Below are 16,249 nucleotides of genomic sequence, written 5' to 3'. Positions count from 1 at the left end.
GGCCGACGTCAGACGTCAGACAGCCGGCGGTCGCGCGTCGCGGCGCGCTGGGAGGCCGTCGCCGCGGCGAAGGTCGCGCCCGCCGCGGGCTCGCCCTCCAGGGCCGCCGCGAGGTCGGCGGGGACCTCGACGACCCGCTCGGCGGTGTCGAGCTCGAGGTCGACCTCGACCTCGTCGCCGGCCGCGAGCCCGGCGGCGGCACGGTGCTCGGCGGACAGGGGCAGCAGCTCCTGCCCGCCCATGGTGCCGACCGTCGTGCGGTAGGTGTGCCCGCCGAGGGTGACGACGACGGCGGGGCGCCCCCCACCGCCCAGCGCCTCCACCACCTCCGGCGGGACGGGCACGCCGGTGGCGGTGCGGCCGTGCTGCTCGACCCGGCTCCGGAACCTCATGGCCGGAGCATGGCTTAGCGGGCCCTTCGGCGAGAGGTCGTCCCCTCTGACGTGCGGCGCCGGGCGCCGGGTCCGACGTCCCGCAGGTCGGGCGCGGCGCCGGAGCGGTGCGACGTCGGACCCGGCACCGGACGTCGGACCCGAGGTGGGCCCCGTCGGAGGTGCTGGTGCCGAGGTGCTGGAGCCGAGGTGCTGGGGCCGAGGTGAGAGGGCCGGGGGGTCAGGGCCGGAAGACCGCGCGCACGCAGCCGTCCTCCTTCTCCTTGAAGAGGCGGTAGCCCTCGACCGACTCCTCGAGCGGCATCGTGTGGGTCGCGAGCGGCGTCGGGTCGATGCGGCCGGCCTGCACGTGCTCGAGCATCGCCGCCATGTGGGTCTGGCCGAACTGCTGGGCCGAGCGGATCGTCAGGCCCTTGTTCGTCACCATCGCCATGGGGAAGGAGTCGGTGAGGCCGTAGACGCCGAGGACGGAGACGACCCCGCCCTTCCGGCACGCCATGATCGCCTCGCGCAGCGGCGTCGCCCGGTCCGTCGAGGCGCGCACGGCCTGCTTGGCCCGGTCGACGACGTGCTGGACGCCGGTCCCGTGTCCCTCCATGCCCACGGCCTCGACGACGGCGTCCGGCCCGCGGCCGCCCGTCATCTCCCGCAGCGCCTCCTGGACGGAGTCGACGGCCGTGTAGTCGACGACCTCCGACCCTTGAGCGCGGGCGAGGTCGAGCCGCTCCGGCAGCCGGTCGACGACGATCGTGCGCCCGGCCCCGAGCGCGCGGGCGCTGGCCGCGGCCATGAGCCCGACGCCGCCGGCCCCGAAGACGGCGACGGTGTCGCCCGGCTGCACGTCGCAGAAGACGGCGCCCGTGTACCCCGTCGCGAGGGCGTCGGAGGCGAAGAGCGCCTGCACGTCGGTGACGTCGTCCGGCACCGTGAAGCAGTTGACGTCGCCGAAGGGCACTCGGACGTACTCGGCGTGCGAGCCCTGGTAGCCGCCGAAGGGGTGGGTGTAGCCGTAGATGCCGCCGCCGGGGTAGCCGAGCACCGGCTGCTGCAGGGCGGCGTTGGGGTTCGTCGTGTCGCACAGCGACGGCATGCCGCGCGAGCAGTACCAGCACTCCCCGCACGAGACGAAGGAGGGCACGGTCACCCGGTCGCCGACCTTCGTCCGGCTCACCTGCGAGCCCACCTCGACGACCTCGCCCATGAACTCGTGGCCGAAGACGTCGCCGGGGCGCATGCCGGGCAGGTAGCCGTCGATGAAGTGGAGGTCCGAGCCGCAGGTCACGGTCAGGCCGACCCGCAGCACGACGTCGTGCGGGTTGATGAGCGTGGGGTCGTCGACGGTCTCGACCGCCAGGTCGTTGACGCCGTTCCAGACGAGGGCGCGCATGTCAGCTCCTGCAGGTCGAGGTGGGGGCGGTGGGCGTCGCGGCGCGGGTGGGGCGTGCGCCGGTCACCGGTCGGCGCTCCGGCCGGAGGGCTGGGGGGTGATGGTCGGGACCTCGCCCGTCATGAGCAGGGCGCGGGCCCGGTAGCCCAGGGTCAGCGCCATCGCCCCGGCCGCGAGGTCGGGGACGGGCAGGTCGAGGCGGACCACCTGCTCGGTGCCGAGGTCCTGCGGCGCCTCCCGCAGGACCACGACGAGCTCGCTCGCCGCCTCGGAGGCGTCGGCGGGATCGCTCCACCGGAGGACGACCGACGAGCCCGGGAAGGCCGTCGACGGGCCGCCCTCCTCGAGCGTCGTGCGCCACTCGACCGGCTCGTCCGAGCCCGGCCGCGCCAGGCGCCACGTCCAGCGGTCGCCGTCGGCCTCGACCGTCCCGGCGTCACCGAGCGCCTGGCGGACGGCGGCGGGGTCGCGCCACAGCGCCGCGACGTCGTCGACGGGCCGGCCGACGGTCAGGGTCTGCTGGGCGCCGGACGAGCGCCGTCCGACGACCTCCCCCACCTTCCCCGCGACCCCCTGGACGGCGCCTCGCACGGCGCTCGCGATCGTGTCCCTCGGTCCGCTCACGGGTTCCTCCTCGCGTTGCGGGCGCCGGTCGGCGCCCTGTCGGCGTGCTGGGTCAGGCGGCGGCCGCGGCCAGCAGGCCGTCGACGTCGCGGGCGTCGCGCAGGGACGAGCGCCCGGCCTCCCACGACGCGAGGAGGTGGTCCCCCGCCACGCCGTCGAGCGCCATGACGACGGACGCACCGAGCAGGACGTCGTCGGTGCGGTCGGGGTGCTGGCGGGCGAAGCCGCCGGCCAGGTCGTGGGCCGCGATCTGCTCGTGGACGGCGTCGGCCTCGACGTGCTCGTCGAAGAACCACGTCGCGTCGCGGTCGAAGCCGAGGCGCCGCATGCCCGCGCCGTAGCGGCGGTTGGGCAGCGACGACGTCATCTCGAAGGCGGCGAGGTGGCCGACGACGGCGCCGACGAGCCGTCGGTTGAGGCCGAACAGCGCCATCGCCGTGGAGCTGACCAGCGTCGTCGCCGGCACCTCGTCGACGTAGGCGCCGTAGGTGTCGTCGAGCCCGAGGGCGCGCATCGTGCGGGCGAAGAGGGCCGCGTGCATGCGGTCGGGGCGTCCACCGCCGTACTCGTCGGCCTGGATCTCCACCATGGCCGCCTTCACCGGGCCCTCGAGGCGGGGGATGGCCCAGGTGTGGGGGTCCGCCTCCTTGAGGTGGTAGACGGACCGGTGGACCATGAGCTCGCGGAAGTGGTCGAGCGTCGCGCGCCGGGCCAGGTGCGTCGACAGCCCACCGGGCCCCTCCTCGGCCGTGAGGGCGAAGAGGGCCTCGGGCACCTCCTCGGGCGCCACGCCCGTCGGCGCCGGGACGACCTCCCGCAGAGCGGCTTCCAGCGCGCCCTCGAGCAACTGCCGGGCGGCGACGACGTCGAGGTCCCACTCGAAGCGGTCGCCGGCCCCGCCGAAGCCGCGGAAGGACAGCTCCTGCAGCGTCCACAGGGCGAGCTGCAGGTCCTCGTCGCGGATCACCTCGTCCGCCGCGAGCGCGCGACGGTCCAGCTCGGCGGCGGTCGTGCGGCGCAGGTCGGCGGGCGTCGTGGGCCCGCCCGCGAGGACGTCGACGACGGCCTCCGACACCGGCCCCCGGCCGGCGGGCAGCCCGACGGGGGCGCCTGTGGTGCGGACGGACGGTCCTGCGGCCGTGCTGCGGTCGGTCGTGCTGGTCGTGCTCGTCATCTCCGGCTCCCCGGCTCGCGGTGCGTGCCGCCGTCGCTCACGCTCGGGCGGTGGTCTCCTCCTCCCGCCCCCCGCTCGCCACCGTCCCCGCTGCGCGGGAGGACGAGGACGGGCCGAGGACGACGTCCCGGCAGGACGACGACGAGCTCCTCCCCCCGCCACCGGCCCGCGAGGCCCAGGACCCGGGAGGGGCCGGGGGCGCCACGATCACGGTGTGCCCCGACGGGCCCCTGCTCGTGCGCGGCGACGTCGACATCGTCGGCACGGACGGCGAGCCCGTGGAGCGCCGGCGGAGCACGGTGGCCCTGTGCCGGTGCGGTCGCTCCTCGATCGCCCCGTACTGCGACGGGAGCCACAAGGTGCGCAAGGGGCCGCGACGGGGCTGAGGCGCGTCGGCGGGGAGCAGGGCCGGGCACCGCGGCGACGTCGCGGGCGGACGTCGTCGGCCCTGGTCTGGACCTGGGCCCACCCTGCTCCGCGCGGGGGCGCCCCGCACCCCGAGGACGGGCACGGCCGCGTCGGTAGCCTCGCGGCCGGTCGGCGCCGCTCGGGAGCGGGCGCCTCGAGGACGGGAGGACCGGCGCGTGCGGGTCGTCTACAACAGCTTCAACGGGCGCTACGCCGACAGCCCGCGAGCGGTGCACGAGGCGCTGCTCGCGCGCGGCGACGGCACCGAGCACGTGTGGCTCCTCGACGAGCGGCACCGCGCGGGCTTCCCCGAGGGCGTCGCGACCGTCGGCGTCGGCACGCCCGCGGCGGAAGACGCCCTGCGGCGGGCCGACGTCGTCGTCGCCAACACCCACATGCCGCTGGACTGGGAGCCCACGCCCGGCTGCACCTACGTGCAGACCTGGCACGGCACCCCGCTGAAGCGCATCCACGGCGACGCGCACACCCAGTACGACGACGACCTCATGGCCCGCCTGCAGGCCGAGGTCGACCGGTGGAGCTGCCTCGTCGGCCCGGGCGCCGCCGGCAGCGAGCTGCTGCGCAGCGCCTTCCGCTACTCCGGGCCGGTGCTGAGCACGGGCTACCCGCGCAACGACGTCCTCCACGCGCCCGACGCCGGCGAGCGGCGCGCCGCCGTCCGGGCCCGCCTGGGGCTCGCCGAGGGCGAGCGGGCCGTCCTCTACGCCCCCACGTGGCGCGACGACGAGGACCTCGCCGAGCCCGGCGTCCCGCTCGGCCTCGACGCCGCCCGCCTCGCCGACCACCTCGGCGAGGGCTGGCGCGTGCTCATGCGGCTGCACTACTTCGTGCAGCGGGTCCCCGGCGTGGAGCACGAGCGGGTCCTCGACGTCGGCGGGCACCCCGACATCGCCGACCTGTACCTGGCGGCCGACGCCTTCGTCACCGACTACTCGTCGTCGCTCTTCGACGTCGCCCCGACGTCCCTGCCGGTCCTGCTCTACGCCTACGACCTCGAGCACTACCGCGACCGGCTGCGCGGCTTCTACCTCGACCTCGACGAGGAGTCCCCCGGCCCCGTGGTGCGCACGCAGGACGCGCTGGAGGACGCCCTCCTGTCCCTGCCCGCGGTGACGGACGCGTGGGCCGGGCGGCGCGCCGCCTTCGTGGAGCGCTGGTGCCCGCACGACGACGGCGGCGCGACGGCCCGCCTCCTCGAGGCGGCGCGGCTGTGAGCGGCCGTCCCCCGGGGCCGGAGCGGGCGGTGGGGCTGGCGGCCCGCCTGCCGCGGGGCGTCGGCCTGCCGGAGCGGCCCCTGCCGCCGTCCGGGCTCGGGGCCCGGCGCACCGCTGACGGGCTCGCCGTCACCGCCCTCGGCAGCGGCACCTGCCCCGCCTACCCGGTCGACGTCGAGCTGCAGCGCGGCGCGGGCGTGCGGGGGCGCGACCGGGTGCGTGTCGTGCTCGACGACGCCCACCCCGGGCAGCCGTGCACGCGCGACCTCGTGCCGACGACCCACGTCGTCGCGCTGCCCGAGGGGGCACCGGCCGCAGGGCACCTCGAGGTGCTCGTCGTGCTCGGCCCCGTCGAGGAGGTCGCCGTCGTCCACTGACGGCGGGCACCAGGGCCCTCGACCCGACATGCACGACGGCGCCGCCCCCGCAGGGGCGACGCCGTCGGTCGTGCGTGCGTGCGGCCGCCGGGCCGGCGCTGCTGCTCCGCGTCAGCGAGCCTGGGCCGCCGCGGCCTGCTCGGACTCGTGCTGCGCCAGGGCCTCGGCGTAGCGCTGCTTGACCTCGTCCATGTCGAGGCCGCGCAGCTGGCCGATGAGGTCCTCCAGCGCCGGCTGCGGCAGGGCGCCGGGCTGGCTGAAGACGGGGATGCCGTCGCGGTAGGCCACGAGCGTCGGGATCGACGTGATGCCGTACCGCGCCGCCAGCTCCTGCTCGGCCTCGGTGTCCACCTTCGCGAAGGTGATGTCCTCGTTGGCCTCGGAGGCCTTCTCGTACACCGGCGCGAAGCTGCGGCACGGGCCGCACCACTCCGCCCAGAAGTCGATGAGGACGATGCCGTCCTTGACGGTCTCGTCGTGCTGGTCCAGCGTCAGCTCGCGCGTCGTCATGGTGCGGACAACCCGCGGGCCGGCGCACGTGTTCCCCCGCTCGTGGGCACGGGAGAGCTGCAGGGCACGATCCGGTCACGACCGCAGGCCGATCTCCGACATCGATGGACGAGACGGGCACGGTGGGTGCATGTCCCTCCCCCCGCAGACCCTCTACTGCGTGCGGTGCGCCGACCTCGCCGTCCGCGACGCCTCCTCGCCGGAGCGCGACGGCGACCGGCCCGACCAGGTGCGCTTCGAGGCCACCGGGCCGGGCGAGGTCGCCGAGGTGCGCCCCGGCGTCTGGTCGGTGCCCCGCGCGGCCGTGCTGCGCGGCGGGGACGGCCTGTGCCTGGGCTGCGCGGCGGTGACGGCGCCGCGGCGCTGACGCGGCGTGGCCCGCGGCGCAGGCTCCCGGCTCCGGTCCGGGGCGGGCTGCTCGTGACCGAGGTGCGCGAAGACCTCCAGTGCGGGGCCCCCGTGGTCGATGCTGGACCCGCCAGCCGGCGCCAGGTCCTCGACCCCGCACCGGTCCCCGGGACCGTTGAGCAGCAGCGGCCCGGGCGTCCCGCGCTCGCGCGCGTGACGGGTCCGTTCCACCAGCCGGGGACGCCATGACCACCGAGCGCACCTCCCAGCGGCCCACCTCGCCCCCGTGGACCCGCCCCGCAGCCTCCGCCCGCGACCGCGACGACGCCGACGGCTGGTCCGCCGCCGAGCGCGCGGGCGTCCAGCGCGTCCTCGACCGCGTGCGCGCCCACCTCGGCGCCGAGATCGCGTGGGTCTCCGAGTTCACGGGCGCCCCGGCGGAGCGGTCGACGGGCGGCCGGGGCGACGGGTCGTGGGGCGGTCCGGAGGACGCGGCGGGGGGCGCACGCCAGGTCCTGCGCGCCGGCAGCGGCGACCTGACGTCGATGCGGGTCGCGGTCGGCGGCGGCACGAGCCTCGAGGGCTCGTTCTGCGTGCGCGTGCTCTCGGGCGCCCTCCCGCCCGTGGTGCCCGACGCCAGGCGCCACCCCGTGGCGCGCGACCTGGCCGTCACCGAGGACCTCGGCATCGGCTCCTACGTCGGGGCGCCCCTCCGCGCCGCCGACGGCACGCCCGTCGGGATGCTCTGCTGCCTCAGCCGGCACCCCGACCCCTCGCTCGACGCCGCGGCCGCCCGGGTGGCCGCGCTCGCGGCCGACCTCGTCGCCGACGTCCTCGCCTCGCCGGAGGCCGTCGAGCGGCGCGAGCGCGCCCGGCGCGACGAGCGCATCACCGGTGTGCTCGAGCGCGGCGCCCTGCGCACCGTCTTCCACCCCGTCGTGCGGGTCTCCGACCGGGGCGCCGTCGGCTACGAGGCCCTGACGCGGGTCGAGGACCCGGCGTTCCCCGGCCCGGCGCACGCCTTCGCCGCGGCCAGCGCCGCCGGCATCGGCGTCGAGCTGGAGCTGCTCGCGGCGCGCCGGGCGCTCGAGCACCTCGACAGGGTCCCCGCCGGGGCCTGGACCGGCGTCAACCTGTCGGCCGAGGCGCTCCTCGACCCGCGGGCGCTGGAGCTGCTGCTGCCCCTGGGGCACCGGCGGGTCGCCGTCGAGCTGACCGAGCACACGCAGGTGCCCGACTACGCCCGGCTCACCGCGGTGACCGACCGCCTCCGCGCCGCCCGCCTGCTGCTCGTCGTCGACGACGCGGGCGCCGGGTACGCCAGCCTGCGCCACGTCCTGCGCCTGCGTCCCGACGTCATCAAGCTCGACCTCGAGGTCGTGCGCGGCGTCGACGTCGACCCCGTCCACCGGGCCATGACCCGCTCGATGGTCGGCTTCGCCGCCGAGGCGGGGGCCGCGCTCGTCGCCGAGGGCGTGGAGACGGAGTCCGAGCACGCGGCGCTGGCCGCCCTCGGCGTCGCCCACGCCCAGGGGTACCTCTACGGGCGCCCGGGGCGGCTGCCGGGGGACGACGACGGCGCCGTGCCCGCGCCACGACCCGCGGGTTGAGCGGGCGCGAGGGGAGGCGTCCGGCGGCGGGACGGCGTCAGAACCAGGTGCGCCCGAGCACGGCGGCCGACGGGTCGTGCAGGAGCGCGCCGAGCCGCCGCGCCGCACCGGGGGTGCGCTCGTCGACGTCCCCGGCCGCGACGTGGCCGACGAGCGGCACCTGCCCGAGGACGACCGAGCCCAGGACGGCGACGGGCAGGACGACGTCGGGCTCGGCCGCCGTCGCCTCGACGTCGGCCGTGCCGTCCGCGCCCACCTCGAGGCGCCAGCGGCCGCCGGCGAGGCCGGCGTCGTCGCGGACCTCGAGGACGCAGGCGCCTGCGGTGGCGTAGCGGCGGGCGGTGAGCGCCGCCGGGACGTCGAGGACCCGCACCCAGTGGAAGTCGCTGCGCTCGTGCTGCCGGGCGGCCCGCTCGTCGACGAGCAGGTGGGGCAGCGGCTCGAGCGGGGACCGGAAGGGCGCGCTCGCGCCCACGACGAGGTCGAGGTCGGCGAGGTGGCGCCACAGCGCCGTCGTCGCGTCCGGGCCGTCGGCGAGGAGGTCCAGCACCTCGGCGGTCGTCGCCGGGCGCCGGGCCTCCTCCCGCTCGACGGCGCGGTAGCGCAGGACCCCCACGACCCGGCCCACGTCGTCGCGCGCGACGACGGCCGGCCGCTGCAGGTGCGGGTCGGTGCCGCTGCCGTCGTCCTCCAGCCCGAGGGCCAGGCGCCACCACCGGGGGTCGCGCGGCGTGGCGCCCGGCGAGCGGGCGGCGAGCCGGTCGTGCAGCGGGACGGCGAGGTCGACGAGGTCGGCGTCCTCCGCCAGCTCGAGGGAGACGCGCCCCTCGCGCACCGGGTCGCCGCGGAAGCGCGCCCCCCGCGCGTCGAGGGTCCAGCGGCAGGCCTCGGTGGCCGCGCCGAAGCCGAAGCGGCCGTAGATCGGCGCCTCGGCGGCGATGAGCACGGCGAGCGCGTCCCCCCGCTCGCGCGCCTCCTGGAGGTCGGTGGCCATGAGGCAGCTCAGCAGCCCCCGGCGCCGGTGGGTGGCCGCCACGACGACGGAGCTGACGGCCTGGGCCAGCGCACTCCCTCCCGGGACGGGCAGGTCGACGCCGTAGGAGCGGAACGTGGCGACGACGCGGCCGGCGTCCACCGCCACGCGGCGGCGGTGCCCGGCCATGGCGCGCCGTCGGGACTCGACCGCCGCGGGCGTGGCGCGCCGCGCCTCGAGGAAGCCCCGGCGGCCCAGGGCCACCCACTGCTCGTGCTCGTCCTCGTGCATGTCGCGGAGCTCGAACCCGTCCGCGCGCCGCTCGGTCCCCTCGCCGCTCACGCCCGCGACGCTAGCGACCCGGGCGACGGTCGACCCCCGTCCCGTCGTGGGGGCCGGCGCACGTCCTCGCCCGGGGAGATGTTTCGACGCTCAACTAGGCCGTCCGGGGGGAGTGGCGGCGGCAGCGGGCTCGAGGCGGCGCGGGGTGGTCAGGGCGCCGGGGCCGAGCGCCGACAGAGCACGAGACGCCTTCGACGACAGGAGCACCGCCGTGTTCGGCAGGTCCACCACGCCCGCCCCCCGCCTCCGCGAGGAGGTGGAGGCCCTCCAGGCCGACGTCACCGCGCTCACCGAGGTCGTCCGCGCCGTCGGCGAGGCCGACTCCCCGGCGGCCGCCGTCGGCGCCGCGCTCGAGGCGGTGCGGGAGCGCTTCGGCTGGGCCTACGCGTCGTACTGGGCGCTCGACCCCGGGGCCGGCGTCCTGCGCTTCGCGCAGGAGAGCGGCAGCGCCGGCAGCGAGTTCCGCGAGGTCACGCGGGCCGCGTCCTTCGCCGAGGGCGTCGGCCTCTCCGGTCGCGCCTGGCGGCGGCGCGAGCTCGTCGTCGTCGAGGACCTGTCCGAGCTCGCCGACTGCGTGCGCGCGGACGCCGCGGGCCGCGCCGGCGTGCGCAGCGGCGTCTGCTTCCCCGTGCTCGAGGGCGGGCGGGTGGTCGGGACGATGGACTTCTTCACGACCGAGCGCCTCTCCCCCTCCCCGGGTCGTCTCGCCGTGCTGCGCTCCGTCGCCATCCTCGTCTCCGCGGCGCTGGAGCGGCTCGAGGAGGCCGTGCGCCAGGAGCGCTCCGCCCAGGACGTCGCCGCCGTCTCGACGGTGCTGCGGGAGCTCACCGCGGCGCGCGACGCGGAGGCCGCCCTCAGCGCGGCGCTCGACACCGTCCGCCGCGAGTTCGGCTGGCAGTACGGCTCCTTCTGGCGCCTCGACGAGGCCGCGCAGGTCCTGCGCTTCGCCCAGGAGTCCGGCGACGCCGGCGCCGAGTTCCGCCAGGTCACGCTCGCGGCGTCCTTCGCCCGCGGTGTCGGCCTCTCCGGCCGGGCCTGGGACCGGGGCGACCTCGTCTTCGTCGAGGACCTCGGCGAGCTCGCCGACTGCGTGCGCGCCCCCGCGGCGCAGCGGGCCGGCGTGCGGTCAGGGGTGTGCCTGCCCGTCGTCGTGGGAGGCCGCCTGGTGGGGACGATGGACTTCTTCGCCACCCGCACCCTGACCCTCTCCGACAGCCGGACGAGCTCGCTGCGCAGCACCGCCTTCCTCGTCGGCCAGGCGCTCGAGCGCCTCGGCGCCCAGGAGCGCCTGCGGACGGCGGGCGAGGAGCTGCTCACCTCCATCGGCGAGGTCGAGCGCGGCGTCGTCACGGCCACGGACGTCGCCACCCGCTCCGGCGCCCTCACCGTGGAGGCCGACGCCCAGGTGGACGCGCTCGGCCGGGCCAGCGCCGAGATCACCGACGTCGTGGCGGCCATCACGGCCATCGCCGCCCAGACGAAGCTCCTGGCCCTGAACGCCACCATCGAGGCCGCCCGCGCCGGCGAGGCCGGGCGCGGCTTCGCCGTCGTCGCCGGCGAGGTCAAGAGCCTGTCGGGGGAGACCGAGCGGGCGACCCACGACGTCGACGAGCGCGTGCGGAGCATCCAGGAGCGGGTCGACGCCGTCACGACGTCGCTCGCCGGCATCAGCGCCGCCGTCGGCGAGCTGAACGAGGTCCAGACGATGATCGGCGGCGTCCTCACCGAGCAGCTGGCGGTGACGCGCGCCATCCTCGGCTGACGAGGCCGGACGCCCCCTCTGAGCCGAGACGCGTTCCGCCCCAACGGCTCACCGGGTCGCCGTCCCGGGCTGTCCTCGACCGTGTTGTCGGGGTCGGTCGCGCTCACTAACGTGACCCGCGATCCGGCGCTCCCAAGACCCCGCTGCGCCTGCCGATGTCCCGCACCGCTCACCGCGGAAGACCGGGTTCGCACCCCCCTTCGACAGGAGCTGCCATGCGCAACCCCCTACGCCCACGCGCCCGCGTCGGCCTCGCCGCCGCCTCGGCCCTCGTGGTCGCCGCCGGCCTCACCGCCTGCGGCGCCGGCTCGCGCACCGGGGCCGAGACCGCCGCCCAGGTGGACTGCCCGGTCGAGGTCGACTCGCCGACCACCGTCAACGTCCTGGCCTACAACTCCTCGGCCATCGACCCGTACACCAACGCGATGGTCCGCAGCTGCACGCAGGGCGACCTCACGGTGGAGCACGAGCCCATCGACTTCGCCGGCCAGACGCAGCGCACCACGGCGACCCTGGCGGGCGAGGAGGGCACGTACGACGTCCTCGAGACCTACGGCTACATCATCCCGCAGCTCGCCGCGGACGAGTCGCTCGTGCCGCTCGACGACCTCGTCGACACCTACGGCGAGGAGTACGGGCTCGACAGCCTCAACGAGGGCATGCGCGAGGCGATGAGCTACGACGGCTCGCTGTACGCCATCCCCATGCAGGCGCAGATGTTCCTCATGGCCTACCGCCAGGACGTCTTCGACGAGCTCGGGCTCGAGCCGCCGACGACCTTCGAGGAGCTCCGCCAGGTCTCGCAGGCCATCCAGGACGCGGGCGACTTCGAGTACCCGCTCGCGCTGCCGTGGCTCGCCAGCGGCGACATCACGACCGCCTACGACGCGGCCCTGGGCTCCCTCGGCGTCGACTACGTCGACCCGGAGACGATGGAGCCGAACTTCGACACCCCCGAGGCCGCGCAGGCCCTCGAGGAGATGCAGTCGCTGGTCCCCTTCATGGACCCGCAGGTGACGACGTTCGACCAGCCCGCCGTGCAGCAGCAGATGTACAACGGCGACGCCGCCATCGCCATCATGTTCTCGGGCCGCATGAGCGACCTCGCCAACGAGGAGAACACGCAGTACGCGGCCGACTTCGGCTTCGCCCCGCCGCCCTCGGTGGAGGCGGACGGCCCGCAGTTCAGCGCGCTGTCGGTCGACGGCTGGTCCATCCCGTCCAACTCCGCGGTCGACGACGACGTCCTCTTCCAGGTCATCGCCACGTCGGTGTCCGAGGACGCCTCCGAGGCCTCGCTGCCGGCGGCCTACCCCGCCCGCGACGGCGTCGCCGACAGCTCGGACTCGCCGATCATCGAGGCGGCCAGCGAGGCCATCGACAACGCCCCGCCGGCCGAGCCCTTCCCGTGGACCGCGCCCATCTCCAACGAGACGCGGCCCGTCATCGCCGAGGTCGTCCTCGGGCAGACCTCCGTCGAGGACGCGACGGCGCGCATGCAGCAGATCGCCACGGACGTCCTGGCGCAGTACTCCTGAGCCCACCGCGGGGGCCGGGCCGGCAGCGGCCGGTCCGGCCCCCGCGGCGAGCCCGGAGCCGGTGCCCGCACCGCCTCCTCCCCGCCGCCCCGCCCGCCGGGGCCGCCCCCTCTCCCGAGCCGCCCGTCTGCGTCCTCCTCGTGGGCTGCTCTCCTCCTGGGCTCCCTCCGGGCCGACCGACGTCGGCCCCGAGCCCCCTCCGCCGCCCGAGGAGCCGCTGTGCGCAGACGTGACTACGCCCTGCTCGTGAGCCCGAGCGTCATCGTGATGTTCGCGCTGCTGGTCGTCCCGCTCGTCCGGACCGTCCAGTGGAGCTTCCAGCAGGTCCGCTACGGCCAGCCGGGCACCTTCATCGGCCTGGACAACTACCGCGAGGCCTTCTCCGACCCGCGGTTCCTCTCCGCCGTGTCCTTCACGGTCGTCATCACGGTGACGACCGTGACGGTGCTCGTGCTCGGCGGCTACGTGCTCGCCGTCCTCGTGAACCGCCTGGGACGCCGCACCCGCCCCTTCGTCCTGGGCCTGCTGCTCGTGCCCTACGTCGTGCCGGGGCTCGTCGGCGGCACGATGTTCTCCTGGCTGTTCAACGACAACTTCGGCGGCGTCGTCAACCAGGTCATCCGCGCGCTGGGCCTCCCGCAGGTGCTGTGGTTCACCGAGACGTGGGCCAACCGCGGGCTCGTCGGCGCGTCCGTCATCTGGTTCCTGCTGCCCTTCGCCATGCTCGTCATGCTCGCGGGCCTGCAGGGGGTGCCGACGGAGCTGCTCGAGTCGGCGCGCATGGACGGCGCCGGCACGCTCCGCACCCACTGGAGCGTCATCGCCCCGAGCATCCGCGGGGTCATCGGCTTCGTCGCCCTGATCTGCATCATGGACGTGCTCCGCCTCTTCGACCAGCTCATCCCGCTGTCGCCGCAGGCCGTGCAGATCGGCAACGAGTCGCTCGTGCTCTACATCTACAACCAGGCCTTCCTCGACGGCGGCCAGCGCCTCGGGCTCGGCAGCGCGATGAACGTCCTCCTCATCGTCCTCATCGTCATCATGCTGCTGCCCTTCATCCGCGACACCGCACGAGAGGGGCGCAACGCGTGAGCGACCAGAGCACCGTCGACCCGGAGGCCGTCGAGCGGCCCACGACCACCCGCGGCGCGGACGCCGGGCGGGGCGAGATGTACCGCCGGCCCCGCGGGCCGCGCACCTCGCGCATCGGGGGGCTCGTCGCCGGCGTCGTCCTGGCGGTCGTGTGCGTCGTCATGCTGAGCCCGGTGCTGTGGACGGCCTTCTCGGTCATCAAGCCGACGAGCGTGGCCTTCCTCAACCCGCCGACGTTCACCTTCACCCCGACGTTCGACGCCTTCGTCAACCTCTGGCAGACGACGAACTTCTACCAGTACCTCATCAACACAGCGCTCGTCGCCGTCATCTCGACGGCCATCGCGCTCGTCATCGGGCTCCCGGCGGCCTACGCCCTCTCCCGATCCCCGAGTTGGGTGTCCGTCGCCCTCCTCGTGGCGGCGCTCGTCTTCCGCGCCCTGCCCCGCACCGCCGTCGTGCTGCCGATGTACGAGATCGCGCGGACGCTCGGCATCTACGACACGCGGATCGCCCTGGCGCTGGCGCTCGTCGCCATCAACCAGCCGTTCTCCATCTGGCTGCTGCGCAACTTCTTCGCCGCCATCCCGCGCGAGATCGACGAGGCGGCCATGATCGACGGCTGCACCCGCCTGTCCCTGCTGCGGCGCGTGATCATCCCGCTCATGGGCCCGGGCATCATCACGGCGGCGCTCTTCATGTTCCTCTTCGCCTTCCAGGAGTACCTGACGGCGGTCGTGCTGACCGACGTCAACAGCGCCACCGTCCCGGTCTTCATCGCGACCCAGCTCGGCCAGACCCTCCCGCTGCTCCAGCAGGCCGGGGCGGCGTCGCTGCTGCTGACAGCGCCCGTGTTCGTCTTCGCCTTCATCGCCCAGCGGTACCTCATCGCCGGGCTGAACGCGGGGTCGGTCAAGGGCTGAGGCCGGCTCCGCTCGACGTCGGGCACGGCCCGAGGCCGGACGGGTCTGACGTCGGGCGGGTCTGACGTCGGGCGGGCCGGGCCTCAGGCGAGGCGCGCGACGGCCCCCAGCTGCTCGGCCATGGCGGCCGCCTCGGACGTGGCACCCGCCATGGCCTGCTGCGCCTGGGCGGTGGCCGCGGACTGCTCGTCGACGGCCGCCGCGATGGTCGCCTGTGCGGCCACGACGCCGCCGACGACGCCCTGGATGCCCTCGAGCGTCCGGGCCGCCGCGGCGACGTCGCCGCGCACCGTCTCGACGACGGCGCTGATGCTCTCGGTGGCGCGCGAGGTCTCCTGCGCCAGCTCCTTCACCTCGCCGGCGACGACGGCGAAGCCGCGCCCTGCGGACCCGGCGCGAGCGGCCTCGATGGTCGCGTTGAGGGCCAGCAGGTTCGTCTGGCCGGCGATGGCGCCGATCGCCGTCGCCATCTGGTCGATCTGTCCGATGGTCGCGGTGAGCCGGGCCACCGCGGCCGCGCTCTCGCGGGCCTCCTCGTCCGCGCGGCGCGCGGTGGTCGTGGCGCTCGACGCGGCCCGGCCGATCTCGTCGATGGCCTGGTGGAGCCCGCCCATGACGGTCCCGGCGACGGCGACGTCCTGGCTGAGGCGCGAGCTGCCCTCCTGCAGCGCGACGAGTCGGCCCCGCAGCGCCTCCGCCCGCTCGTGGCGGGCCCGCAGCGCCCCGGCCTCCTGCTCGGCCGCGCGCAGGCGCTCCTCGCCGAGCTGAGCGTGGACGGCCGCCTCGGAGCGGTGGCGCTCCGCGGCGCGCTCGGCCTCGGCGCGCCGGGCCGCCTCGGCGGCCTCGGTGTACTTCCACCCGTAGGCGAGGAAGACGCCCTCGGCGAGGATGAAGACCGCGTGGAGCAGCGCGAAACGCACGGGGTGCTCGAGGGCCGCCGGGGTGGTGAAGACCGCCGCGGGCATCCAGACGCCCATGACGGCGTGGTGGACGGCGACGAAGACCACGGCCAGCACGAAGGGCACCCACTGCTGGTACAGCGCCACGGCGGCCAGGAGCACGTAGAACCAGATGTGGAGGTCGGTGAGGCCGCCGCCCACGTGGACGAGCACGCCGGCGCAGACCATGAGGCCGAGCCCGACGGCGCCGGCGCGGACGGGCTGGCGCCGGTCGGCCCGCGCCAGGGCGGCGAGCGCGAGGACGGCGACGAGCTGCACGCCGACGACGACCGCGCCCGTGGTGATCCCGGTCGCTCCGCCGTGGTGCCCGGCTCCCCCGTGCGCCGACCTCAGGTGCCACACCGCCAGGACGGCGAGCACGGGCACGTGCGCGACGAGCAGCCACCACAGCATCGCGTGCCGGGCGGCGAAGGCGCTGTCGTCGAGGGCGCCCCCGCGGGGGAGGCCCCGCACGCCGGCGCGGCGGTCGGGAGCGGTCTCGGGCATGCCCTCCCTGTCGGCCGGTACCGGGCGGGGCCTGAGCCGCCCCGGTGGTCGGGTCGGCACCCGCGCCGGGCGCTCCGGGGCGGCGGGCGCCTCCCGTGCGCAGCAGGGG

General features: G+C 75.9%; 16 protein-coding genes. 9 read left to right on the top strand and 7 right to left on the bottom strand.

Annotation, left to right across the window (positions count from 1 at the left end; genetic code table 11):
* Window positions 1-8 precede the first annotated feature (8 nt).
* The 4 genes from HLB09_RS04695 to HLB09_RS04680 all read right to left on the bottom strand — a co-directional run bounded on the left by HLB09_RS04695 (window position 9) and on the right by HLB09_RS04680 (window position 3,577).
* On the bottom strand, window positions 9-392 hold the full coding sequence (locus HLB09_RS04695; RefSeq protein WP_171202246.1) for a DUF1905 domain-containing protein: 384 nt from the start codon (window positions 390-392) through the stop codon (window positions 9-11).
* Window positions 393-612: 220 nt separating this feature from the next.
* Window positions 613-1,779 (bottom strand): zinc-dependent alcohol dehydrogenase, encoded by a 1,167-nt coding sequence (locus tag HLB09_RS04690; protein WP_171202245.1) that lies wholly within the window; start codon window positions 1,777-1,779, stop codon window positions 613-615.
* A 63-nt stretch (window positions 1,780-1,842) separates the two neighbouring features.
* On the bottom strand, window positions 1,843-2,403 hold the full coding sequence (locus HLB09_RS04685; protein WP_171202244.1) for a hypothetical protein: 561 nt from the start codon (window positions 2,401-2,403) through the stop codon (window positions 1,843-1,845).
* Between the two features lie 52 nt (window positions 2,404-2,455).
* The gene (locus tag HLB09_RS04680) at window positions 2,456-3,577 is read right to left on the bottom strand and encodes an iron-containing redox enzyme family protein (RefSeq protein WP_171202243.1); all 1,122 of its coding nucleotides are present in this window, start codon (window positions 3,575-3,577) and stop codon (window positions 2,456-2,458) included.
* A 206-nt stretch (window positions 3,578-3,783) separates the two neighbouring features.
* Here HLB09_RS04680 and HLB09_RS20325 point away from each other — a divergent pair, with 206 nt between their 5' ends.
* The 3 genes from HLB09_RS20325 to HLB09_RS04665 all read left to right on the top strand — a co-directional run bounded on the left by HLB09_RS20325 (window position 3,784) and on the right by HLB09_RS04665 (window position 5,597).
* A complete protein-coding gene (locus HLB09_RS20325) occupies window positions 3,784-3,963 on the top strand; it encodes a CDGSH iron-sulfur domain-containing protein (protein WP_171202248.1) in 180 nt (59 codons plus the stop codon).
* 198 nt (window positions 3,964-4,161) lie between these two features.
* Entirely contained in the window at window positions 4,162-5,220 is a 1,059-nt protein-coding gene (locus HLB09_RS04670; protein ID WP_171202242.1) for a CDP-glycerol glycerophosphotransferase family protein, read from the top strand.
* Complete coding sequence (locus HLB09_RS04665; protein WP_171202241.1) at window positions 5,217-5,597, top strand: hypothetical protein; 381 nt, start codon at window positions 5,217-5,219, stop codon at window positions 5,595-5,597. The genes HLB09_RS04670 and HLB09_RS04665 overlap by 4 nt, the downstream gene beginning before the upstream one ends.
* A 111-nt stretch (window positions 5,598-5,708) precedes the next feature.
* On the opposite strand, the gene trxA is transcribed toward HLB09_RS04665, so the two are convergent.
* Window positions 5,709-6,107: a thioredoxin gene (gene trxA, locus HLB09_RS04660; protein ID WP_171202240.1), complete on the bottom strand. Its 399-nt coding sequence runs from the start codon at window positions 6,105-6,107 to the stop codon at window positions 5,709-5,711.
* A gap of 130 nt (window positions 6,108-6,237) precedes the next feature.
* Here trxA and HLB09_RS04655 point away from each other — a divergent pair, with 130 nt between their 5' ends.
* Entirely contained in the window at window positions 6,238-6,474 is a 237-nt protein-coding gene (locus HLB09_RS04655; protein WP_171202239.1) for a hypothetical protein, read from the top strand.
* A gap of 226 nt (window positions 6,475-6,700) precedes the next feature.
* The gene (locus tag HLB09_RS04650; protein WP_171202238.1) at window positions 6,701-8,065 is read left to right on the top strand and encodes an EAL domain-containing protein; all 1,365 of its coding nucleotides are present in this window, start codon (window positions 6,701-6,703) and stop codon (window positions 8,063-8,065) included.
* A 37-nt stretch (window positions 8,066-8,102) separates the two neighbouring features.
* Here the strand turns inward: HLB09_RS04650 and HLB09_RS04645 are convergent, their stop codons facing one another.
* Window positions 8,103-9,380 carry a GNAT family N-acetyltransferase gene (locus tag HLB09_RS04645; RefSeq protein WP_171202237.1) on the bottom strand — a complete coding sequence of 426 codons (1,278 nt, stop codon included), beginning with the start codon at window positions 9,378-9,380 and terminating at the stop codon, window positions 8,103-8,105.
* Between the two features lie 211 nt (window positions 9,381-9,591).
* Here HLB09_RS04645 and HLB09_RS04640 point away from each other — a divergent pair, with 211 nt between their 5' ends.
* The 4 genes from HLB09_RS04640 to HLB09_RS04625 all read left to right on the top strand — a co-directional run bounded on the left by HLB09_RS04640 (window position 9,592) and on the right by HLB09_RS04625 (window position 14,695).
* Complete coding sequence (locus tag HLB09_RS04640; RefSeq protein ID WP_171202236.1) at window positions 9,592-11,142, top strand: GAF domain-containing protein; 1,551 nt, start codon at window positions 9,592-9,594, stop codon at window positions 11,140-11,142.
* Window positions 11,143-11,357: 215 nt separating this feature from the next.
* Complete coding sequence (locus HLB09_RS04635; protein ID WP_171202235.1) at window positions 11,358-12,680, top strand: ABC transporter substrate-binding protein; 1,323 nt, start codon at window positions 11,358-11,360, stop codon at window positions 12,678-12,680.
* A 219-nt stretch (window positions 12,681-12,899) separates the two neighbouring features.
* The gene (locus HLB09_RS04630; protein WP_171202234.1) at window positions 12,900-13,772 is read left to right on the top strand and encodes a carbohydrate ABC transporter permease; all 873 of its coding nucleotides are present in this window, start codon (window positions 12,900-12,902) and stop codon (window positions 13,770-13,772) included.
* Complete coding sequence (locus HLB09_RS04625; RefSeq protein ID WP_171202233.1) at window positions 13,769-14,695, top strand: carbohydrate ABC transporter permease; 927 nt, start codon at window positions 13,769-13,771, stop codon at window positions 14,693-14,695. The genes HLB09_RS04630 and HLB09_RS04625 overlap by 4 nt, the downstream gene beginning before the upstream one ends.
* A gap of 83 nt (window positions 14,696-14,778) precedes the next feature.
* Here the strand turns inward: HLB09_RS04625 and HLB09_RS19150 are convergent, their stop codons facing one another.
* The gene (locus HLB09_RS19150; protein WP_281359233.1) at window positions 14,779-16,140 is read right to left on the bottom strand and encodes a methyl-accepting chemotaxis protein; all 1,362 of its coding nucleotides are present in this window, start codon (window positions 16,138-16,140) and stop codon (window positions 14,779-14,781) included.
* Window positions 16,141-16,249 lie beyond the last annotated feature (109 nt).

This window comes from Pseudokineococcus marinus, assembly GCF_013004605.1.
Classification (GTDB): Bacteria; Actinomycetota; Actinomycetes; order Actinomycetales; family Quadrisphaeraceae; genus Pseudokineococcus; species Pseudokineococcus marinus.
The sequence above is the reverse complement of the archived record's forward strand: the minus strand, read 5'-3'. Positions and strand labels throughout refer to the sequence as shown.

What these genes read in the sequence shown, in the direction of transcription:
- HLB09_RS04695 (WP_171202246.1), bottom strand. Translation starts at nt 392, where the DNA reads ATGAGGTTCCGGAGCCGGGTCGAGCAGCACGGCCGCACCGCCACCGGC.
- HLB09_RS04690 (WP_171202245.1), bottom strand. Translation starts at nt 1,779, where the DNA reads ATGCGCGCCCTCGTCTGGAACGGCGTCAACGACCTGGCGGTCGAGACC.
- HLB09_RS04680 (WP_171202243.1), bottom strand. Translation starts at nt 3,577, where the DNA reads ATGACGAGCACGACCAGCACGACCGACCGCAGCACGGCCGCAGGACCG.
- trxA (WP_171202240.1), bottom strand. Translation starts at nt 6,107, where the DNA reads ATGACGACGCGCGAGCTGACGCTGGACCAGCACGACGAGACCGTCAAG.
- HLB09_RS04655 (WP_171202239.1), top strand. Translation starts at nt 6,238, where the DNA reads ATGTCCCTCCCCCCGCAGACCCTCTACTGCGTGCGGTGCGCCGACCTC.
- HLB09_RS04650 (WP_171202238.1), top strand. Translation starts at nt 6,701, where the DNA reads ATGACCACCGAGCGCACCTCCCAGCGGCCCACCTCGCCCCCGTGGACC.
- HLB09_RS04635 (WP_171202235.1), top strand. Translation starts at nt 11,358, where the DNA reads ATGCGCAACCCCCTACGCCCACGCGCCCGCGTCGGCCTCGCCGCCGCC.
- HLB09_RS19150 (WP_281359233.1), bottom strand. Translation starts at nt 16,140, where the DNA reads ATGCCCGAGACCGCTCCCGACCGCCGCGCCGGCGTGCGGGGCCTCCCC.